This is a genomic window from Herbaspirillum autotrophicum, assembly GCF_001189915.1.
Classification (GTDB): Bacteria; Pseudomonadota; Gammaproteobacteria; order Burkholderiales; family Burkholderiaceae_D; genus Herbaspirillum; species Herbaspirillum autotrophicum.
Genome location: NZ_LFLS01000030.1, coordinates 15,900 through 38,253, shown reverse-complemented (window position 1 = coordinate 38,253; position 22,354 = coordinate 15,900). Strand labels below are relative to the sequence as shown.

At 60.2% G+C, this 22,354-nt stretch carries 19 protein-coding genes; 5 read left to right on the top strand and 14 right to left on the bottom strand.

What is annotated here, in order from left to right:
* Positions 1-13: 13 nt before the first annotated feature.
* From AKL27_RS20280 to AKL27_RS20245, 8 genes are read right to left on the bottom strand one after another with little or no spacing between them, the layout of a single operon-like run.
* Positions 14-526, bottom strand: coding sequence for a (2Fe-2S)-binding protein (locus AKL27_RS20280; RefSeq protein WP_083439180.1), 513 nt, complete (start codon positions 524-526; stop codon positions 14-16).
* Positions 523-2,871, bottom strand: coding sequence for a xanthine dehydrogenase family protein molybdopterin-binding subunit (locus AKL27_RS20275; RefSeq protein ID WP_232311052.1), 2,349 nt, complete (start codon positions 2,869-2,871; stop codon positions 523-525). Before AKL27_RS20275 ends, AKL27_RS20280 begins: the two co-directional genes overlap by 4 nt.
* On the bottom strand, positions 2,868-3,677 hold the full coding sequence (locus AKL27_RS20270; RefSeq protein WP_050464681.1) for an FAD binding domain-containing protein: 810 nt from the start codon (positions 3,675-3,677) through the stop codon (positions 2,868-2,870). Before AKL27_RS20270 ends, AKL27_RS20275 begins: the two co-directional genes overlap by 4 nt.
* 1 nt (position 3,678) lies before the next feature.
* Positions 3,679-4,452: an ABC transporter permease gene (locus tag AKL27_RS20265; protein WP_050464680.1), complete on the bottom strand. Its 774-nt coding sequence runs from the start codon at positions 4,450-4,452 to the stop codon at positions 3,679-3,681.
* Positions 4,449-5,243, bottom strand: a complete 795-nt coding sequence (locus AKL27_RS20260; RefSeq protein ID WP_050464679.1) for an ABC transporter ATP-binding protein — start codon at positions 5,241-5,243, stop codon at positions 4,449-4,451. The genes AKL27_RS20265 and AKL27_RS20260 overlap by 4 nt, the downstream gene beginning before the upstream one ends.
* A gap of 29 nt (positions 5,244-5,272) precedes the next feature.
* Positions 5,273-6,262, bottom strand: coding sequence for an ABC transporter substrate-binding protein (locus AKL27_RS20255; protein WP_050464678.1), 990 nt, complete (start codon positions 6,260-6,262; stop codon positions 5,273-5,275).
* 50 nt (positions 6,263-6,312) lie between these two features.
* Positions 6,313-7,077 (bottom strand): alpha/beta fold hydrolase, encoded by a 765-nt coding sequence (locus AKL27_RS20250; protein WP_050464713.1) that lies wholly within the window; start codon positions 7,075-7,077, stop codon positions 6,313-6,315.
* Between the two features lie 8 nt (positions 7,078-7,085).
* Complete coding sequence (locus AKL27_RS20245) at positions 7,086-8,078, bottom strand: isopenicillin N synthase family dioxygenase (protein ID WP_232311051.1); 993 nt, start codon at positions 8,076-8,078, stop codon at positions 7,086-7,088.
* 321 nt (positions 8,079-8,399) lie between these two features.
* Here AKL27_RS20245 and AKL27_RS20240 point away from each other — a divergent pair, with 321 nt between their 5' ends.
* From AKL27_RS20240 to AKL27_RS20220, 5 genes are all read left to right on the top strand, one after another.
* Entirely contained in the window at positions 8,400-8,768 is a 369-nt protein-coding gene (locus tag AKL27_RS20240) for a hypothetical protein (protein WP_050464677.1), read from the top strand.
* A 90-nt stretch (positions 8,769-8,858) separates the two neighbouring features.
* Entirely contained in the window at positions 8,859-10,103 is a 1,245-nt protein-coding gene (locus AKL27_RS20235; protein ID WP_050464676.1) for a TolC family protein, read from the top strand.
* Positions 10,100-11,584 carry an efflux RND transporter periplasmic adaptor subunit gene (locus AKL27_RS20230; protein ID WP_050464675.1) on the top strand — a complete coding sequence of 495 codons (1,485 nt, stop codon included), beginning with the start codon at positions 10,100-10,102 and terminating at the stop codon, positions 11,582-11,584. The genes AKL27_RS20235 and AKL27_RS20230 overlap by 4 nt, the downstream gene beginning before the upstream one ends.
* Positions 11,581-14,736, top strand: coding sequence for an efflux RND transporter permease subunit (locus AKL27_RS20225; protein ID WP_050464674.1), 3,156 nt, complete (start codon positions 11,581-11,583; stop codon positions 14,734-14,736). The genes AKL27_RS20230 and AKL27_RS20225 overlap by 4 nt, the downstream gene beginning before the upstream one ends.
* A 29-nt stretch (positions 14,737-14,765) precedes the next feature.
* Positions 14,766-15,110 (top strand): copper-binding protein, encoded by a 345-nt coding sequence (locus AKL27_RS20220; protein WP_050464673.1) that lies wholly within the window; start codon positions 14,766-14,768, stop codon positions 15,108-15,110.
* A 93-nt stretch (positions 15,111-15,203) separates the two neighbouring features.
* Here AKL27_RS20220 and AKL27_RS20215 read toward each other — a convergent pair whose 3' ends face one another.
* The 6 genes from AKL27_RS20215 to AKL27_RS20190 form a co-directional block, all read right to left on the bottom strand.
* Positions 15,204-16,127, bottom strand: a complete 924-nt coding sequence (locus AKL27_RS20215; protein WP_050464672.1) for a LysR family transcriptional regulator — start codon at positions 16,125-16,127, stop codon at positions 15,204-15,206.
* A 110-nt stretch (positions 16,128-16,237) separates the two neighbouring features.
* Positions 16,238-16,579, bottom strand: coding sequence for a hypothetical protein (locus tag AKL27_RS20210; protein WP_198156026.1), 342 nt, complete (start codon positions 16,577-16,579; stop codon positions 16,238-16,240).
* Between the two features lie 129 nt (positions 16,580-16,708).
* Entirely contained in the window at positions 16,709-17,893 is a 1,185-nt protein-coding gene (locus AKL27_RS20205) for a porin (RefSeq protein ID WP_050464671.1), read from the bottom strand.
* An 86-nt stretch (positions 17,894-17,979) separates the two neighbouring features.
* Complete coding sequence (locus AKL27_RS20200) at positions 17,980-19,317, bottom strand: MFS transporter (protein WP_050464670.1); 1,338 nt, start codon at positions 19,315-19,317, stop codon at positions 17,980-17,982.
* Positions 19,318-19,426: 109 nt separating this feature from the next.
* Entirely contained in the window at positions 19,427-21,085 is a 1,659-nt protein-coding gene (locus AKL27_RS20195) for a urocanate hydratase (protein WP_050464669.1), read from the bottom strand.
* Positions 21,086-21,087: 2 nt separating this feature from the next.
* Positions 21,088-22,194 carry a DUF917 domain-containing protein gene (locus AKL27_RS20190; protein WP_050464668.1) on the bottom strand — a complete coding sequence of 369 codons (1,107 nt, stop codon included), beginning with the start codon at positions 22,192-22,194 and terminating at the stop codon, positions 21,088-21,090.
* Positions 22,195-22,354: the final 160 nt, after the last annotated feature.

The window sequence follows — 22,354 nt, the reverse complement described above, 5'->3', positions numbered from 1 at the left end:
TTCCTCTCTGGATTTACAAATGGCATTGTTCTGTGCCGGTTTCAATATGGTTCTCAAGGCTGGTCCCGGCGGCTGGAAACAGTTGCTGCATCGCCCGTTTGATGCCGCCGTAGCCGGTGCAGCGACAGATGTTGCCGGCCGCCAGCGCCTGCGCCTGTTCCAGATCGGGCGGCGGTTGCTGCCGGTGCAAATGGGTCAGCGTCATCACCAGGCCGCCGGTGCAGTAACCGCACTGCAAACCGCCGCATTGCGCCATTGCCGTGCGTACCGGTGCACTGACAGCTTGCGTGGCAACCGCTTCGATGGTGTGCACGTGCCGCCCCTGCAATTGAAACGCCATCAACAGACAGGAATTGGCGGGGACCTCGTCGAGCCACACCATGCAGGCTCCGCAGCGGCCAATGCCGCATCCCGGCTTGGCACCGGTCAGCTGCAAGTCCTCGCGCAAGATGTCGAGCAAGCGCCGTTGCGGCTCTGTCCACAAACTGACGGTGCTGCCGTTGACGGTAAAGGTCAGATCAATCATGCCGGGCGCTCCATTTCATTGACAACCTCTCTTGCCGCCGTCGCCAGCATTTGCATTACCTGCGCCGGTTTCACCGGCACCTGCAACACCGGCGCACCGAGCGCCCGCGCAATGGCATTGGCAATTGCCGGCACCGCAATATTGAGACCGATTTCACCAGCACCGCGCGGCCCGACCTGATCATCGACCGGCACATCTTCGATTGCGATCACTTCAATGACCGGGGCATCGAGGATGCTCGGCATCAAATAACCATCGAAGTTGGTGGCGCTGTAGTGTCCCTGCGGCGCCGGCAATTCTTCGAGCAAGGCCATCCCGAGTCCCATCAGCGCGCCGCCTTCAATTTGTCCGAGCAAGGCTTGCGGCGCCACTACCGGTCCCAGCGCGGCAACAATCAGCAAATGTTCCACCCGCACCCGGCCGGTCCAGGTATCGAGACACACTTCAGCCAATGCCGCGCAACTGCCGAACACATAATGCGCCGCTTCAATCTGGCTGGCGCTGGCATCTTCCTGCACGTCAATCGTGAGCAATGGCAAATCGCCTGCCGGCACCAGCGCGGCCAGCGTCATATACGACAGCAGCAAGCGATCATCCCGGCTACTGCGGATGCCATGCGCACCCACGCGCAAATCGGTCGGCGCACATTGCAGGAAAATCGCCGCCAGCCGTTGCAGACACAACCGCCAGTCAAGCGCCGCCTGTTGCAATCCGCGATGCAAGAAACTGGTGGCGCGCGAAGCGGAGGTCGGACCGGCATCGGCGATATCGCTGCGACCGATGACCGGGCGCGTATCCTCCGCGCTGCAATGCAGATGGCGACACATCAGCGCACTCATCGCGGCCACTACGCCCTGCCCCATCTCGGTAAAGCCGGCCCGCAATTCAATCTTGCCATCCGCCGCCAGCGCCAGTTGCAGCACGCCGCCGTTGGGACCGCCATGCGAAAAGCCATCGCTGCGCATCACCACCGCCATGCCGCTGGCGCGCCGGTAACGCGCATCAACCTGTACCGTGGCCGCCCGCACTGCCTGCATGCGCGGCGATTGCGCCAACACCTCAAGCACTTGCGCCGGCGCATCGCTGGGCGCCATGTTTTGTCCCAACGGCCCCGGCTGGCGAGACTGCATTACATTGCGCCGGCGCATCTGCCAGACGTCGATACCCGCCAATTGCGCCAGCCGCTCGATCTGCTGCTCAATCGCAAACTGCACCTGCACCGCGCCAAAGCCGCGAAAGGCACCGGCCACGCCATTGTTGGTATAGGCCACCCGACTGTCGATCCGCACGGCGTCAAAACAATATGCACCTTGCGCATGTTCATGGGCTGCATCCAGCACTTCCGGTCCATGTGTGGCGTAGGCGCCGGTATCGGCCAGCAATTCCACGTCATGCGCCAGCAACTTGCCGGCAGCGTCGCAGCCGGTACGCATGCGGATGCGGAACGGATGACGTTTGACGCCCACCAGCACCGACTCCGGCCGCGACAGATGCAGCCGCACCGGTCGCCCGCTGCGCAAGGCCAGCAAGGCCGCAATCGGTTGCACCGTCAATTCATCTTTACCACCGAAGGAACCGCCGAGCGGCGACGCCACTACCCGGATGTGCGTCAGCGGCAACGCAAGAATATCGGCCAATGCCTGACGGTCACGCTGCGGATGTTGCGAACCGACATACACTACCAGCCCCATGCGGCCATCGGCCTGAATTTCCGGTTCGACGATGCCGCCTTCGGTTTCCATGAAGCCGTGCATCTGACGGCCGCTGTAATAGGTGGCGTCGGCGATGTGGGCGCACGCCTGCCACGCCTGATCGATATCGCCACGCGCATAACCGATCTGATGCAGCAGATTGCCGCCGGCATGAATCGCCACCGCATTGGATGCCAGCGCGACATCGGGATCGTCGATCACCGGCAACAATTCATACTTCACGACCACACTGGCCGCTGCGGCAGCCGCCAGCGCAGGTGATTCGGCGGCGACCGCCGCCACCGCGTCACCGACAAAACGGACCTTGTCGCTGCACAGCATCGGCTGATCCACCACCCGCAAGCCAAAGGCATTGCGGCCCGGTACATCGTCCGCCGTCACCACGGCATGCACGCCCGGCATACCCCGCGCCGCGCTCACATCAACCGCGACGATCCGCGCATGCGGATGCGGGCTGCGCACCACGGCGGCATGCAACATGCCAGGCGTCTGGCGGTCGGTCAGATAACCGCCATTGCCGGCCAGCTTGGCAGCCGCATCGCTGCGTACCGCCATGCCGGCCGTCAATGCAGCATGTGATTGCACCCGGGATGGATAGGGGACATCGTCTGCGATCAGTGGTTCGTGAATCATCTCAGCTCCCGACAGCATGCATATAACTTGCCGGGCAACAGCGCTTGCACCACCTGACGCTGCAACAGGCTGAGTCCGGCGCAATCCGCGAGCAAGCTGCGCAAGCAGGTATCAAATCCGGCATGCCAATCAGCCGTCTGCGGATCACGTCCTTCCAGCCATGCTTCCAGCGACGGCAAGCGACGCGCGCGCAGGCCGGCTCCGGAAAACGCCAGCCGTACATTTTTCAACCGGCCGTTGGCATCGCATTCGAAGGCCCCACAGACCAGCACCAGTGTCGGCGTGAAGGCTTCGCGGTAACCGGCCTTTTCAAAAAACGTATGGCGTGACCGGCGGCCAATGACAATACCCAGCAACAAGGCATCGTCATGTTGCAGTTGCAGGAAATCGCTGACGCTCACTGGCGATTCATCATGCAACTGCAGACGTGCATCCAGTACCATCAGCGCCGCGATGCTGTCTCCCGAGCGCCACGCCAGATTGCCGCCCAGCGTGCCGACATTGCGTACCGACAGTGCGCCGATGACGGCGCAGACTTGCGTCAGCAACGGTGCATGCTGCTGCACGCGCAGATCGGTGCGGCATTGTTCCAAGGTGACCCCGGCAGCAATCTGCAACGCATGGTGGCCGACGCTGATATGACGCCACTGCGGCAATTGCGACAAATCGATCAATTGCTGCGGCAACGCCTGGCCCTGATTCCAGGCCAGTTGCAATGCGGTGCCGCCGGCCACGTAGGCGCTGCCGGCGGCGGCCCTGGCCGATACGGCGGCAGCCACTGCGGCCGGACGTTGCAGCATCAGCATGTCAGCTCCACTCATCCTTGGGAATGCTCCACGGGAACAGCTTGCGCTGCACCAGACCGATCAGCTTGAATACCGCCAGACTGCACGCCACCAACACGACCAGCGCGGCAAACGCCAGCGGCACTTTGAACGACGATGTGGAAAACATGATCAGGTAACCGAGGCCGCGTTCGGCCGCCACGAATTCGGCCACCACCGCCCCCACCACCGCCAGCGTGCTGGATACCTTGAGTGCGCTGAAAATATAGGGAACCCCATACGGCAGACGGATTTGCGTGTATTCACGGAAACGCGGTGCGCGCAATGAGCGCGACAATTCAATCAATTCGGCCGGCACCGATACCAGGCCGGCAGCCGTGGAAATGACCAGCGGGAAGAACGTGATCATGGTGGTGATCACCACGCGCGGCAACATGCCGGCGCCGAGCGTGACCACGATGATCGGCGCAATCGCCACCACCGGCGTCGATTGCACCACCACCAGCAACGGCAGCACGGTACGCGACAACAGGCGCGATGACGTCAGGCCGATGGCCAGCGGCAAGGCAATCAGGATCGCGATCAGAAAACCGGTAAAGGCCACTTGCAGCGTCGCTATCACATGGCCGAGCCAGTGACTGCCTTCCATCGACAACCCCGCTTGCACGATGGCGCTGGGCGATGGCAAGACATACGGTGGAATGGCCAGCAAGCGACAGGCCAGCTCCCACGCCAGCAACAAGCCGGCAAACGTGAGCGCCGGCGCCGCACGGTCGAGCAACGGTAATAATTTCATGCACTGACTCCTGCCGGTGCGCTTGGCAACCGGGAAAAAACCTTGGCCCGTATGTCATTGGCCAATTGATGAAAGCGCGGATCAGACAAGGTCTCCAGACTGCGCGGACGCGGCAGCGGGACGTCGATGATTTCACTGACACGTGCCGGGCGCGCACTCATGACGACAATCCGGTCTGCCAGCAATACCGCTTCCGGAATCGAGTGCGTGACAAACACCACGGTCTTGGGGCGTTCGGTCCAGATGCGCAGCAATTCAAAACTCATTTCATCGCGGGTCAGCGCATCAAGCGCCGAAAACGGTTCATCCATCAACAAGATATCGGGGTCATGCAACAAGGAACGCGCAATCGCCGCGCGCTGCTGCATGCCGCCCGATAACTCCAGCGGTTGCCGGTTGACGAAATCCTGCAAGCCGACCAGTTCCAGCAATTCCAGCGCGCGCGCCGTTTCGCGCGCGTCGACGCGGCCATACTTGTGGCGCATCGGAAACGTGACGTTATCGAGAATGCTGAGCCACGGCAGCAAGGTCGGCTTTTGAAACACCACGCCGATCTCGTCGCGCGGTTCGGTGACAGGCATGCCATAGATTTCGACGCCGCCGGAAGTCGGCTTGAGCAAACCGGCCACCAGTCGCAGGATGGTCGATTTGCCGCAGCCGGACGGGCCGATGACCGCGACAAACTCGTGCTTCTGCAAGGTCAGGCTGACATTGTTGAGCGCGGTCACGCTGCTGCCATCTGCAGCCGTGAAGGTCTGCGTGACGTTATCCAGTTTGATGACGGCTTCCATGATGATCTTCCGGTTGATGACTGAGGTATTTACCTGGCGCTGAGGAAGCTGCGATCCACCAGCTTTTCCGGATCGATCCTGGCGGCCGGATAATTCATCGATTTGGCGACCCAGGTCCAGGTGTTTTTCAGCAGCACCGGATCAAAGGTGCCAAATCCTTTGGCGGCACTGATGTCGTTCTTGATCAGCGGAATCGACGCCTGGAATTCTGCGGCGGCTTCCTTGCCATTGACTTCCGGCACGATGGCATTGAGATCGCTGCCAGCCGCGGCCGGGTTCGCCAGCGCAAACTGGAAGCCCTTGTTCAATGCCCGCACCACGCGCTTGAGTACTTCGGGACGTTCCTTGATCATCTTGTCCGATGCCATGAAGCTCCAGCCATAGCCGTCCAGTCCGAACGAGGTCCACGGCAACACCGACAATTCCTTGCCGGCTTGCTTGAGCACGTTCTCGAAACCGGGCGCCACCGTGACCCAGTTGATGCTGGCATCGACCTTGCCTTGCGCCAGCATCGGCGCCATTGCGCTCGGATCCACCTTGAGCACGGTAACCTTCGACGGATCGATGCCATTGGCTTCCAAAATCACCGGCCACAACGCATTGGATGACGAGAATGGCGCCGTGGCGATGGTCTTGCCGGTCAGCGATTTCAGATTGGTGATGCCGTTGCCTTTGACGGTAAAGATGGCATCCGGCTGTTTCGAATAGATCGACATGATGGCCTTGACCGGCACTCCGCCTTCAGCGGCTGCCATCATCAGCGCCGCCATCCCGCCGACACCGACATCGGCGGCACCGGCCGCCAGCTTGCTGACTGCATCGGTCGAACCGCGTCCGGTACGTACCGTGACATCCAGATCTTCCGCCTTGAAATAGCCTTGCTTGAGCGCGACATAGATCGGCGACTTGTCGCCACCGGGTAACCAGTCGAGCTGGAACAGCACCTTGTCGGCGGCAAATGCCGACAAGCAGTTCATCGCCAGCGCCGAGGCTGCCATCCATCGCATTGCACGTTTCATGTTTTCTCCTGAGTCAGATTTCAATACAGCGGGTAGGTGTCAAACAACATTCAGAAATAGCGGTCCAGCAACGGCAACAGCGCTGCCGATAATTGTTGCGGCTGCACCAGTTGCGGTACGTGACCGCACGCCAGACTGAGGCGCACGGCACCCGGTGTCAGCTCTTGCATCAGGCGCTGCAATGGCAGATGCAAGGATTGGTCCAGCAAGGCTTCGACATAGATGCGCGGCACGCTGCCGAAGCGTTCGGCGCGCAGACTCGGCGCCATCGCGCGTCCGCCTTCCGGCTGCGGCCGCAATTTGGCGACCGCCTGCATCGCCAGTTCCGGCGCGCAATCCTGTAAAAAAATCTGGCGTGCGGCGGTGGCCGGCACACTGCTCAGCAAACCATCGGCCGACCATTGCAGATGCGGACCGACGCCGCGCGGATCGAAATCCGGATGCCGTTCCCGATAGCGACTGATCAAGCCGGCATAAGTACAACAGTCAGGCAACATCATGCCGGCCAGATACACCAGGCATGCCACGCATTCCGGTGCGGCGTCGGCTACCTGCGACGCCGTGATGCCGCCGCCGCTGTGACCCAGCACCACGGCCGGACCATCCAGCGTGCGCAACAGGCGTAGCACGTGTTCCACATACAAATTCAGCGTGACGTCCGCCGGCATGGTGCGGTCGCGCGGATCGCAGCCATTGCCGGGCAGGTCGACTGCATGCACTTGCCAGCCTTGCCGCAACAGCTCAGGCCGCCATGCATCCCACGACCAGCTGCCTTGCCAGGCGCCGTGGATCAGCACCAGATGTTTAGTTCTCATCACTTGAATCAACCGTAGGTGCGGCGATAACAATCGCTCAAATGTTCAAGAGTAGTCACCGGCTGATACTTGGCCGGCGCTTCCGGGGTTGCGCAATTGGGCAGGCAACTGACCACGTAATCGGGATTGCCGGTAAAGAAAAATGGCATCGAATAGCGTTCGCAACCGGCGGTATTGACCACCCGGTGCAAGGTCGAGCGGTAACTGTCATTGGTCCAGCGCGCAATCAGATCACCAAGATTGACAACGAAGGTATCGGCAATCGGCGGTGCCGCGATCCAGCCCTGCGCACCATCCCAGACCTGCAAGCCGCCGACATCGTCTTGCGCCAGAATGGTCAGGCTGCCGAAATCGGTATGCGCGCCGCAGCCCTTCTCGCCCGGTTGCGGATTGGCTGGCTGCGGCGGGTAATGCAACAGACGCAGGGTCGCCACCGGATCACGGCAAAAGGCAGCGAAGTGTTGCTCATCCAGTTGCAGCGACAAGGCCAGACCGCGCATGAGCAATTCGCCGAGCGCGGTCATGGCGTCGAAATAAGCCTGCATGGCGGGCCGGAACGCCGGCATATCGCGCGGCCATTGATTGGCGCCATGATTGAATTTACCGGCCAGCACGCGCGCATCGTCGGCGGGCAAGTCGACGCCGATATAAAAGCTTTCCTTGAGATCCGGCGGTGCACCGGCTTCCAGTACTTGCGCGCCGAGCGGCTCGTAACCGCGATTGCACGGCGAATGCGCCTTATCCACCAGCCATTTGGATTCCGGCGGCGAATTGAAGAAGTTTTCCGATTGCACAAAAGCAGCGTTGATCAACCCGCGCTCAATGCCGTGCCCGGCGATATAAAAAAAGCCCTTGTCCAGACAAGCCGCCCGCATTTGCGCCCCGACTGCGGCACGCGCCGCCGGATCGGCCGAGCGCAGTCCGGCAATGTTCACTACCGGAATACCCTGCACCATTTGCGGTGCGGTTTGCAGGCTGCTGCTCTTGGTCGAAATCATCATTGCTCTCCGTGGCGTTGAAGCGAGTCTGGCTGTCGAAGCCAGTATAGGGAGCAGCGAGTGTTCGCAAAAGCATAGAAAAAACAGCATAGTGCTGCCGTTTCGGCATCAGCTGATTTTCAACAGAAGGCAATCATTACTTTCTTTGCAACAATAATCCGACCGCCATGCCACCGGCCTGCGGCGCCGTGATTACCCCGGGATGATCGCCGGTATCCGATAACGGGTGGTGACGGGACCATGTCCCGAGTGATCGCTGGCCGTTCTCAACGGCAGCGGGCCGGCGTTCTCGTCAACTGAAAAGATCGACTATAATCTCGCCCCATGAAGCTGCTGCGCACCTTGTTCATTCTCTTGCTGGCCATTGCCATTCCCCTTGAGGGACTGGCTGCCGTACGCATGGTGGAAACGATGCGCATGCATTCTGTTCCCATGGAAATGGCGCAGTCTGCCGGCACCGCCGATGAAACCTGCGTCATGAACATGAGCGATGCCGGCACCTCGTCCAAATCGACCGCGCCCTGCAAGATGGGCGATGCCTGCAAGATCTGCCAGGTGTTTCCCTCCACGACCTCGGCAACCGGCGTCAGTCCCTTGCCGCTGCCGTTGATTGATACCGTCGCGCTGCTGCCGGAATCATTCCTTCCTTCACGCGACCCGTCCGGGTTGTGGCGTCCCCCTCGTTCACTCTGATTTCCGCTGATTTGCTGATACGTCCGGCATAGCTGCCGGACGGTCGTCCGCGCGCCTGCGTGCGCGCTGTCATGTCATGGAGTGAATAACATGTCCTTTCGCAGGATATCCAGTACCTTGCTTGCTTTGCTGGCCGGGATGTCCGGCCTTGTTCAGGCCGCCCCCTTGTCCTTTGATGCTGCACTCGACATCGCCGAGCGTCAGTCCCCCAATCTCGCCTCCAGTCAGGCACAAATGCTGGCGGCTCAAGCGTTGGCCATCCCGGCAGGCGCATTGCCAGACCCGAAAATATTTGCCGGTATAGACAACTACCCGCTGTCCGGTCCGGATCGCGGTCAACTCAATGCCGACGCCATGACGATGCAAAAAATCGGTGTCATGCAAGAGTTTCCCAATGACGCCAAACGTCAGGCGCGGGTAGCGGTGGCGACAGCGGCGATTGAAACCGCTGCGGCGCAACGGCAGGTGGAGCGCTTGAAAGTGCGGCGTGGCGCAGCTCTGGCCTGGCTCAATCGCTACTACCTGGAGCGCAAGCTTGCCTTGTTCGCCAGCCTCGATCAGGAGAACCAGCTGTGGGCCGCCGCCGTGCGCGCTCAAATCACCGCCGGCCGCGGTCAGATTGCCGACAGCGTCATGCCCAAACAGGAAGCCGTGCAACTGGCCGACCGTCGCGATGATCTGGTGCGCGATCTGGTCAAAGCCAAAGCCGGTTTGCGGCGCTACATCGGTGCTGAAGCAGATGAACCGCTGACGGATGCACTACCGCCGTTGGTGATCGATGCCGGGCAATTGCGACAACACTTGTACCTTCATCCGGAATTGCAAGTCTTTGTCGCGGAAACCCACAAGGCAGAAGCCGAAGTGCGCGAAGCGCAGGCCATGAAGAAATCCGACTGGGGGGTCGAACTGGCCTACCAGCGCCGCGATCCGCGTTTCGGCAACATGCTGTCAGTGCAATTCACCTTTGAAATACCGGTCTCGCCGTCGACCCGCCAGGATCCTCGCATTGAAGCCAGACAGCAAGAGCTGTACCGGCTTGATGCGGATCGCGAAGCCATGCTGCGCAATCACACCAATGAACTGGAAAACGACCTGGCCGATTATCAAACCCTGGCGCGCCAGCTGGAACGCGCCAACCAAACCACCTTGCCGCTGGCGCAGCAAAAAATCGATCTGCAATACGCCGCCTGGCGTGCCGGCAAAGGCGATCTGACGGCGGTACTGGGAGCACGCCGGGAGCTGGTCGACCAGCGTCTGAAAATCATCGATCTCGAAGCGCAGCGCAGTGCCACGGCGGCGCAGCTTCATTTCGCCTATGGAGAACATCTGCAATGAAAAAACATGCTTATCAAATTGCCGTTCTGGTGGCGGTAGTTGCCGCTGTCAGCGGCGCAGCAGGTTATTGGCTGGCATCCGGCAATACCACACCGGCCGCCAGCCATGTCAATGACTCCGGCGCGTCAACAGAGCGCAAGGCATTGTATTGGTATGACCCGATGGTGCCGAACCAGCACTTCGAGCAACCTGGCAAGTCACCATTCATGGACATGCAACTGGTGCCAAAATATGCCGACGAACAAACCGCAGGCGGCGGCATCAGGATCGACGCCGGTATCGTCCAGAACCTGGGCATGCGCACCGCCAAAGTGGAACACGGCAGTCTGGCGGCGACCATCGATGCCGTCGCCAGCGTGCAACTGAATGATCGCCAGGTGGCGATAGTGCAGGCGCGCAGCGGCGGCTTTGTCGAACGCGTGTATGCACGCGCGCCCGGCGACATCATCGCGCGCGGAGCGCCGTTGGCCGATCTGCTGATTCCGGAGTGGGCCGGCGCGCAAGGCGAATTTCTGGCGCTGCGCAACAGCGGCGATCCGGCGCTGATCCAGGCCGCGCGGCAACGTCTGCAACTGCTGGGGATGCCGGCAGATCTGATCCGCCGGGTCGAACAGAGCGGCCATCCGCAAACCGTCGTCACCATTACCACGCCCATCGCCGGTCTGATTCAAACGCTGGAGGTGCGCAATGGCATGACGGTGACGGCCGGCGCATCGCTGGCCAGAATCAACGGCCTCGATACCGTCTGGCTGGAAGCGGCGATTCCTGAAGCGCAAGCGGCGCGCATCGATATCGGCGACAGGCTGAAGGCCGCCTTCCCGGCCTACCCCGGTGCCAGCTTCAGTGGCAAGGTTCTGGCAGTGCTGCCGGAGACCAACGCCGACAGCCGCACACTGCGCGTACGCGTCGAATTGCCCAATCGCGATGGCCGGTTGAAACCCGGCATGCTTGCACAAATTCATCTGCTTGCGGGCAATCCGGCATCCGGCTTGCTGCTGCCGTCGGAAGCGGTGATTCGCACCGGCACCCGCAATGTGGTGCTGGTCGCCAGCGGCGACGGCCACTATCAGCCGGTCGAAGTGCGTCTCGGACCAGAGTCGGACGGCAAGACCGTAGTGCTGGAAGGACTCAGCGAAGGGCAGCAAGTGGTGACTTCGGGGCAATTCCTGATTGACTCCGAAGCCAGCCTCAAAGGCGTACCGGCGCGTCTGACCAGTACAACGCCACCACCGGCAACTTCCGCCGCGGCCCCGCTCATGCTGAATGACGCAAGCGGCAAGATCGAAGCGATCCACGGCCTCGACATCACCCTTTCGCACGGCCCGGTGAAGACACTTGGCTGGGGCCCCATGACCATGCCCTTCAAACTGGCGAAAACTGAAATGGCGAACGGTCTGAAAACCGGTGACCGCGTCAATTTCAGCTTTCGCGAGCGGGATGGCGAATACCTGATCGAGAAGCTGGATCGGAGTGCACCATGATTGAAAAGCTGATCAAATGGTCCATCGCCAGCCGCTTCCTGGTGCTGCTCGCAGTACTGTTTCTGGCAGCCTGGGGTCTGTGGGCAATCAAGACCATGCCGGTCGACGCCTTGCCTGATCTGTCGGATGTGCAAGTCATCATTCGCACCAGCTACGCCGGTCAGGCGCCGCAGATTGTTGAAAATCAGGTGACCTATCCGCTGGCCACCACCATGTTGTCGGTACCGGGTGCGAAGACGGTGCGCGGCTACTCCTTCTTCGGCGACTCGTTCGTGTATGTCTTGTTTGAAGACGGCACTGATATGTACTGGGCGCGCTCGCGGGTGCTGGAGTATCTCAACCAGGTGCAGGGACGATTGCCGGCATCGGCCAAGGCATCGTTGGGACCGGACGCCACTGGTGTCGGCTGGATCTATGAATATGCCCTGACCGACAAGAGCGGCCAACACGACCTGTCGCAACTGCGCAGCCTGCAAGACTGGTTCCTGAAATACGAGCTCAAGAGTCTGCCCAACGTCGCCGAAGTCGCTACCGTCGGCGGCATGGTCAAGCAATATCAGGTGGTGCTCGATCCGGTGAAGCTTGCCGCCTACCGCATCCCGCAGGATAAGGTCATTGACGCCATCAAAAAGGCCAATCAGGAAACCGGCGGTGCGGTGCTGGAAATGGCGGAAACCGAATATATGGTGCGCGCCTCCGGTTACCTGAAAACGCTGGCGGACTTCCGCAACATTCCTCTCGCCAACGGCCCAAACAACGTCCCGGTGACGCTGGGTGCAGTGGCGACCATTCAGTTGGGGCCGGAGATGCGACGGGGTATTGCCGAGTTGAACGGCCAGGGCGAAACGGTTGGCGGCGTGGTGATTCTGCGCTCCGGGAAAAATGCTCGCGATACTATCGCTGCCGTCAAAGCCAAACTGCAAGAACTCAAGAAGAGTTTACCGCCGGGAGTTGACATCGTCCCGGTCTATGATCGCAGCCAGTTGATCGACCGCGCCATCGACAATCTGTCACACAAGTTGCTGGAAGAATTTCTGGTGGTCGCGGTGGTGTGCGCTCTGTTTCTGTGGCATCTGCGTTCGGCGCTGGTGGCAATCGTTTCGTTGCCGCTCGGCGTCATGATCGCATTCATCGTGATGCGCTATCAGGGTGTCAACGCCAACATCATGTCACTGGGCGGCATCGCCATTGCCATCGGCGCCATGGTCGATGCCGCAGTCGTCATGATCGAGAATGCGCACAAGCATATCGAAGCATGGCGCCACCGGCATCCGGGACAAACCCTGCAAGGCGAAACGCACTGGCGGGTGATTGGCGAAGCGGCGGCCGAAGTCGGTCCCACCCTGTTCTTTTGCCTGCTGATCATCACCTTGTCGTTCATTCCGGTGTTCACGCTGGAAGCGCAAGAGGGGCGGCTGTTCGGTCCGCTGGCATTCACCAAGACCTACGCCATGGCCGGTGCTGCCGGCTTGTCCGTCACGCTGATTCCGATCCTGATGGGCTATATGATCCGCGGCAATATTCCGCCGGAACACAGCAACCCGCTCAATCGCTGGCTGATCCGTTGTTACCGGCCGTTGCTGGAAACAGTATTGCGGCGGCCCAAAACAACGCTGGTCATTGCCGCGCTGGCATTGCTGACGACGCTGTGGCCGCTCAGCCGGTTGGGCGGTGAATTCCTGCCGCACATGGATGAAGGCGACTTGCTGTATATGCCGTCAGCCTTGCCGGGATTGTCTGCCGCCAAGGCCGCCGGGTTGCTGCAGCAAACCGACCGTCTCATCAGCACCGTACCGGAAGTCGCCAGCGTATTTGGCAAAGCTGGCCGCGCCGAAAGCGCAACCGATCCGGCGCCGTTGGAAATGTTCGAAACCACAATTCAGTTCAAGCCGCGCGATCAATGGCGGGCGGGCATGACGCCGGCCAAACTGATCGATGAACTCGACCGCGTGGTGAAGGTACCCGGCTTGTCCAACCTGTGGGTACCGCCAATCCGGAACCGCCTGGACATGCTGGCGACCGGAATCAAAAGTCCCATCGGCGTCAAGGTATCCGGCACCAGCCTCGCCGACATCGACCGCACCGCGCAAGAAATCGAACAGGTCGCCAGACAGGTACCCGGCGTCAGTTCGGCGCTCGCCGAGCGACTGACCGGCGGCCGCTATGTGGATATCGATATCGACCGCGTGGCAGCCGCCCGTTATGGGCTCAATATCGCCGACGTGCAAAGCATCGTTTCCTCTGCCATCGGCGGTGAGAACGTCGGCGAAACGGTCGAAGGTCTGGCGCGTTACCCGATCAACGTCCGCTATCCGCGCGAAATCCGGGACTCGCTGGAGAAGCTGCGCGACTTGCCGGTGCTGACCGCCAGCGGCCAGCAAATCACGCTCGGCACCGTGGCCCGATTGAAAATCAGCGATGGACCGCCGATGCTGAAAAGCGAAAATGCGCGTCCGAGCGGCTGGATTTATGTCGACGTCCGCGACCGCGATCTGGCGTCCGTGGTCGCGGACTTGCGCCGCGCGGTTGCCGCCAAGGTGAAGCTGGAACCGGGGGTCAGCGTTGCCTATTCGGGTCAGTTCGAATATCTGGAACGGGCCAATGCACGCCTGCAACTGGTGGTGCCGGCGACCCTGCTGATCATTTTCATCTTGCTGTATCTGACCTTCCGGCGCGTCGACGAAGCCGCGCTGATCATGGCCTCGTTACCGTTTGCCCTGGTCGGCGGCATCTGGTTTCTGTATCTGCAAGGCTACAACCTGTCAGTCGCCACCGGTGTCGGATTCATCGCGCTGGCCGGCGTCTCGGCGGAGTTCGGCGTGATCATGTTGCTGTACCTGAAACAGGCGCTGGCGGCACGACAGCAAACGGACATGGCACTGAGCATGCCGCTGCTTGACGATGCCATCCGTGAAGGCGCAGTGCTGCGAGTGCGGCCCAAGGCAATGACAGTCGCCGTCATTCTGGCCGGGCTGATACCGATCTTGTGGGGCAGCGGTGCCGGCTCGGAAGTCATGAGCCGCATCGCCGCACCGATGGTGGGCGGCATGATCACCGCGCCGTTGCTATCCATGTTTGTCATACCGGCTGCGTATCGTCTGCTGCGCGGCCGTCGCATCTCCGGGAGTGCCGAGCACTCCGGAAATATCTGATTTTTTACCAACCTGAAAGGAAGTTCATCATGAAGAAAAACATTATCGCTGCCGTCATCATTGCCATCAATCTGGGGACGATGTTGCCCGTGGTTGCGGCCGACATGGGAAACATGAACGGCATGAGCACCGCCCAGGCAACTGAAAAGGTCGCGCATGGCGTGGGTATCGTCAAGGATATCGACACCAGACAGAACACCATCGTGCTGGCGCATCAGCCGATCAAGGAATTGAATTGGCAGGCAATGACCATGGCGTTCAAGGTATCGGACGGCAGGATACTCAAGGGCATCAAAGCCGGTGATCAGGTGTCATTCGATCTGAAAGGCAGCGGCATGGACCCGGTCGTGACGGCAATTCGCCCCGGCAAGTAAGCAGAAAATGGCCCGGCTGACCGCACATCGCGTGCGTTCAATCGGGCCTGCTGCTGTTTCACCGGTTGCGGTAACTGTGCGCGGCAATCAGGATCAATCCAGCACCGGTTCTTCCTCGACGCGGCGTGCCAGTTCTTCGGACACGAAGTGGATGAAGGCATCCAGCACCGCCGGCATCGAACGGCCGGCGCGCACGTAAATCCCAAGATCGCTGCGTACCGGCGCCGGCGCCAGCAAGGGCACATGCACCAGCAAATCGTGGGTGCTTTCATATTCCAGCCCGAGCCGGGTCTGGAACGCAATGCCGAGTCCGCGCATTGCCAGATTTTTCATCAGTTCGATGGAGTCGGTCTGCGTGAGTACCGTGACCGGTTTCTTGTGATGCAGAATGATCGGTGCCAGCGTGGCTTGCAATGACAGTTCGGCGTGACTGAGAATCAGCGGGTAGCGCGCGCAGTCGGCAAAGGTCACATGCGGCAAGGATGCCAGCGGATGATTTTTGGGAACAATGGCGCCGACGCAAAAACTGCCCACGGCCACCTGACGCAAGTCCTTGCTGCGCGCCAGTGAAAAACCCATGCCGATATCGGCTTCGCCGTCGCTGATGCCTTTGGCGATTTCAGTCGAGCCAACCGTGCGCATGCTGACCCGCACCATCGGATAGCGCTTCAACATGCGTTCCAGCAAGGCCGGCACAAAATCGCTGTTGAGTCCCTCCACCGTCAGCACGCTCAGTTCGCCGCGCCGGATACCGCGCAAGCCATCGAGCTCGCGCAAGACGCGCTGTTCATCCTGCAACACGGTAATCACATGGCTGGCAAACACTTCACCCGCAGCGGTCAGTTTCAAGCCGTTCGGCAGGCGCTCGAACAAGTCGGCGCCGACTTCCTGTTCCAGGCTCAGCAATTGCCGGCTGATGGCCGACGACGCTACGTGCAGACGGCGTGATGCCTCACGGATCGAGCCGCACTGGCGGATCATGTCGAAGTATTTGAGCGAACGGGCGTGGATGTGCATGACGGTGCTGACGATAAGCCGGATGATGGCGACAGCCTGTCATGTTACACGGCTAGAACTCATTTCATAAATAGCCGCGAGTGGTATTTATGAAATGAGTTCTATATGAATCAGGTTGTTTTTTTGACGGCCTGGCGCACGCTTTCCATGGTGGCGGCCGCAGCATCCTTGCCGGCCGGCGGTGCAATTTCGGCTTGCGGTACATCTTCAACGCCGAGCGTGACATAGGGTGTGAGCGACAGTTCCGGCAGCTTGCGCCGCGTGGCTGCGGTAATCACCGGCAAATGAGTATTGAACAGGGAGACCAGATTATTGCTGGTCAGACCGCCGATGCCGATCAGTGCCGCGCGCGAAATAAAGCCCGGCAAGACGGTACCGTTATTGCGGATGATGAATGTGACCCGGTTGTCTCCGGTGTCTTTTGGATTTTCCAGTACGAATTGTTTCTGCATGCTTCACCACGGTCTCAATGGGGCCGCATCGTAACACGTCCGGCGCGTTCTGGCCGGGGCTGCCGCGCGCAAATGAAAAATCCCGCCCACGGACCGTGAACGGGATTGATCAACCTGACAATGTTCAGCTTAAAACTTGTGACGGATACCGACACCGAAACTGACACCGCTCTGCATGTCGGTAATCTTGTCAAGCATCGACACCGCATACACGTCGGTGCGTTTGGACAGGAAGTAGTCGTAACCGGCCGATACCGTATTGCGCTTGATCGACGACTGCCAGCCGGCGCCCAGCGTGCCCAGATAATCGCCATCGGCCTTGACCTTGGTCTGGGCCCACGACAACATCGCGGAGCCATTGCCCAGCGGCGCGCTGGCACCCAGTTGCAGCGTATCCGACTTCAGTTTGAAGCGCGTGTTGTCGGGTCCGTCCGGCAATTTGTTATCGGATTGCTGATAAGTCGCAAACAATTTGACCAGCGTGAAATCATACGCACCGCCGATGAACCAGGTATCTTGCTGACGCGCCGACGTCAGCGGATAGACCGCGCCGGTTTGCGTGTTGTACGGCAAGAAACTGAAGACCTTGGAATCGCCGGCAACCACGTCGACCGGATTGTTGACCTTGACGCGCTGATAATAGGCGCCGAGGTTCAGCGGCCCGTTCTTGTACATGGCATTGACGCCAAGATTGTTCTTGCTGTTGTTGCCGGCTTGTTCGCCGAGCTGGTAAAAGAAGCTGGCCGTCATGCCGCCGATATTCGGCGTGACGACCATGATTTCATTGCTCCAGCCGGTATCGCCGGCTTCGGTCGCGGCCCATTTCTGGCTTTTGTAAAAACCGGAGGAGGCCTGGGTATGCACCAGCAACGGCGCGAATGCAAACGAACCGCCGAACGGATTGAGGCTGATCGACGGCACGAAATTCGGTGCCAGATCGCGCCCCAGCGACACCCGTCCGAAGTTGCCGGCCAGACCGACGTTGGCATCGCGCGAAAACATGGTATCGGCATCATAACGGCCGGTGCCGCCGACGTCGGGACGGAAAAATCCGGTCAGGTTGAATTGCGCCTGCAAACCGCCGCCGAGATCTTCGACACCCTTGAAACCCCACCATGAGGTGGTCATGCCGCTGCTGTTGACGGCAGAGGTGCGGCCGGTTTCACCGCTGCGTTTCAACGAGCCGACATAGGTATCGATGACGCCGGTAACCTGTACGCTCGACTGCGCCGCGACATTGCCGGCTGCGACCAGGCCGGCCAGACCGACGACACAAGACGTGACTTTCCCCGCAAGACCTTGTTTGAATTGCATTTCCCTGCTCCCTTTGGATGGCCCGGCAATGCGCTGCATTGCCGGTGAGTGACTAACGAATGATGGGTTGTAGTTGTAGTTGTGGTTCAGTCTTTGCTGGCTTCCGGCAACACCGAGATGGCGATCAGCGCAATCACGGCAGCGACCATGACATACAGCGCCGGTGCGAAGGCAACCCCGGTGGTGTAAGTGATCCAGGTCAGAATCGCCGGCGCAAAGCCGCCAAGCAAGGTCACTGCGGTGTTATACGAAAGCGACATGCCGGACGAGCGCACCGCAGTCGGGAAAATTTCCGACAAGGCCGACGGCGCGACGCCGACGAACATCGAAATCATGGCGCAGAACAGCGATTGCACAATGATCAGCGTGGCGGTGGTGTGCGATGCCTGCAGCCACATCATCAACGGATAGACGCCGACCAGCAGCAATATCGCGCCGATCCGCAAGACTGTGCGCCGCCCCAGTTTGTCGGACAGGGTGCCCGAAAACACGCAACCGCCGATCAGGAAAAAGTTACCGATGAACGCCGCCAGGAATGCCTGCGAACTGGCAAAGCCCATGGTCTTTTGTACATAAATCGGCATGAAGATGATCAGCGAATACGGCCCGGCCGCCCACAATACCGACAAACCAAAACCGGCCAGCAATTGCTTCGGACATTCGCGGATGACTTGCAGCAACGGCGTCTTCTTTTCGACCCCGGATTTTTTCATGCGCGCTTCTTCCAGCTTGAAGTGCGGCGTTTCATCCAGCGTCTTGCGCATCCACAAACCCACCGGCGCAATCGCCAGACCGATGATGAACGGAATGCGCCAGGCCCATTCACCGATCTGATCGACGGTGAACACGGTGGTAACGATGGTCGCCACCAGGGCGCCCAGCACATTGCTGATACCCATGCTGGCTTGCAGCCACGAGGCGTACTGCCCCTTCTTTTCCGGCGGTGCATGCTCGACCAGAAACGCCGTCGCGCCGCCGATTTCGCCACCGGCAGAAAAGCCTTGCAAGACCCGGCCGCAGACGATCAGCAACGGCGCGCCGATACCGATGGCGGCATACGGCGGAGCAATCGCAATCAGCAGCGTACCCAATGCCATCAGCATGATGGTCATGGTCAGCGCCGCTTTGCGACCGGCGCGGTCGCCGTAGGATCCGAGCAGCAACGCGCCCAACGGCCGCGCCACATAGCCCAGACCAAACGCCATGAACGAGCCCATCAACTGCACCGTCGGGTTATCGTTCTTGAAAAAGTTCTGGCCGATATACACCGCAAACAAGGCGTACACGGTGAAGTCATACCATTCCAATGCATTGCCGGTGGAAGCGGCAATCACTGCCCGGCGTCCGACTTTCGCGTCGTGCGCCACTGCTGCCGGCGGCTGGCCCAGGCCATCCGTACCGGGGTTAAGTGCAACATCTTTCATGCTGGGTTCTCCTGAAGATCATATTGTTGCCTGAATCCAGCCGGCGCCCTCCCCCGGCTGGTGACTTTTTTTACTATTTTTTTGTTACCGCATTTCCGTACTGAAACAGTTACTGATACCTGGCTGCTGCCGTATCGATACGACCGATCTGCTTGCGTTCCACCTCATCGAGTGCTTCCTCGTAGCCGGCATCGGCATAACGCAGCACACCGCTGGCGGTATCGTTGGTCATCGACAATTGCAGACGCTGATCAGCGGCGACGCTGCCATCAGCCGTCACGGTGACGCCGGCGCTGGTCATGTAACCGCTGTAACCGCCGCCACCGGAATGGATCGCCACCAGATCGGCGCACGATGAACAATTGATCATGGCGTTGAGCAGCGGCCAGTCGGCGATGGCGTCGGAGCCGTCGCGCATGTTTTCGGTCATGATGTTGGGATGTGCCATGGCGCCGGCGTCGAGATGATCACGGGTAAACGCAACCGGTCCGCTCAGTTCACCGTCGCGCACCATGCGATTGACTTCCAGCGCCAGCTCGGTGCGCTCGCCGTGACCGAGCCACGCAATGCGGGCTGGCAAACCTTCGAATGGCACATATTGACGCGCCAGCTTGATCCAGTTGGACACGATCAGATTATCCGGGAAGCGGCGCAGCAGGAAGTCATCGATCTTGCGGATATCGTCGGCGTCATTGGACAGCGCAATCCAGCGGAACGGACCAATGGCGCGCGCAAACAGCGGCCGCAAGAAGGCTTCGGTAAATACCGGAATATTGAATGCGCGCTCGACGCCGCCTTGTCTGGCATGCGTGCGAATCAGGTTGCCGTTGTCGAACACCACGGCGCCGCGATCCTGAAAACCCAGCATGGCCTGCACATGCTGCACGATGGAGGCGCGGCTGTCATTCATCAGGCCTTCCATATCGGAGGTGCGACGCGCCGCCACTTGTTCCAGCGTGTGACCGAGCGGTACATAGCCGTACACCAGATCGTGCGCCGAAGTCTGATCGGTGACGATATCGGGAATGATGCCGCGCGCCAGAATCTGCGGATAGATCTCCGCAGCGTTGCCGAGCAGGCCGACCGAAATCGGCTCGCGCCGTGCCTGGGCATCGGCGATCAGCGCCAGTGCTTCATCCAGCGTATCGGCGCGGCGTTCGAGGAAGCCGGCCTTGATGCGCTTCTCAATCCGTTCCGGATTGACTTCCACGGTCAGGATGGCCGCATTCGCCATGCGTCCGGCCAGCGGTTGGGCGCCGCCCATGCCGCCGAGACCGGCAGTCAGAATGAAACGCCCGCGCAAGTCGTTGTCGAAATGCCGTTCGGCGATGCGACAGAAGATTTCGTAAGTGCCTTGAATCACGCCTTGCGAACCAATGTATTGCCAGTCGCCGGCAGTCAGGCCGCCCCAGCAAATCAGATTCTGTTGTTCCAGCGCGTAAAAATTTTCCGCCTTGGCCCACTGCCCGACCATATTGCAGTTGGCCATGATCACGATCGGTGCCTGGCTGTGCGTTCTCAAGATGCCGATCGGCTTGCCCGATTGCACGATCAGGGTCTGATCTTCTTCCAGCGTCAGCAAGGCTTCGACAATTGCGTTGTATGCCGGCCAGTCGCGCGCGGCGCGGCCCATGGCGGCATACACGATCAGTTTTTCCGGCGCTTCGCCGACCGCCAGTACGTTTTCCAGCAAACGCAACAGGGCTTCCTGACGCCAGCCTTTACAGCGCAAGGTGGTGCCGCTTTGTACTTCGAATGTTTTCTTCATGTTCATGCTGCTGCGGTAGTGGCGGCCAACGCGTAGTGGCTCAGATTGATGCCCAGCGCCTGTTCCACTTGCGGATAAACGGAGGGGTCGGTAACGCTGGAGGACAGCGGAATCAGATTTTTGTGCACATGGAAAATCAGGATTTCCATGCCTTCGCGCACATTGCCGGCGCTGACCGGATTGCCATCGGTATCGAGCGTGGTGATGACGTCGGGATAACTGGCAATGCGTTTGCCGTGCGCGTCTTCGACGGCCATGTGTTCATTCATGACGTGGATCACGCACTTGCCGGTGCCTGCGCCGACTTCGATCACGCCGATGTCGAAAGCTTCGTTGGTATATTTGAGCGTATTGCGCACCACCTTGCCGCTGCCGATGATGCTGCCGCCGGTTTGCTTGCAGATGGCGTCGACCACGGCGCTGCCACCGGCGCCTTGCGCGGCGATGATCGCTTCACCGAGCGCGAGCGCCATGCTGATGCCGCCCAACGCTGCATGGCTGCGTACATACGAGGCCGGAACCGGGTTGCGGCAACTGGCGATGAAGCCGCCCGACATATCGGAAGCCTTGCGCAGAATCGGCGACACCTTGGCGGTCGCGCCGCGTACCAGCAATTCAATATACGAGTTGCTGGCGCGCTTGCCGCCGACGGCGCTTTGAATCATTTGTTGCGGGCTGTTGGCGAGGCCGAGCGAGCCCATGTCGCCGGTTGGATGCGCGCGCAAATCGCCGACCGCATCGATCACCTTGGTACCCAATACTGCCGATGGCAACCAGCCGTTGAGCGTGCTCGACATGCCGTTCTGCCCGATGATCAAACCGTGAATCGGCTGTCCCAGCGCATCCTGCACCAGTTGCACCGCCTTGACGTAATCCATGCCCAGCATTTCCCAGTCCGTCAGACCACCGGGAGCGCCGATGGCCGCCGCCGTAGCGATCCAGGCATCGTCCGGCACTTCATCCATGCTGACCAGTTCCGGCCGGCCGATGGTCACTGCCATCGAACCCAGTTCCCGGCCGTGCGCAGCCCAGCCGCCACCGCCGCAAGCGAATACCGAACCGCCCCTGACGGCAGCCTCGACATCCTTGATTGTCAAAATACGTCCCATTGCCTCTTCCTTTTTCTGGCTATCCGCTTATGCGTCCATTCATGCACCGATCCGCGCTGATCAATGCAGCGTCACATCACTGCCTGACTTCGCTGAGCGTTATCGATGGCCGGATATTAGGTAGGATTTTTAATAATGTCGCATTACTTTTTGTGAGGAA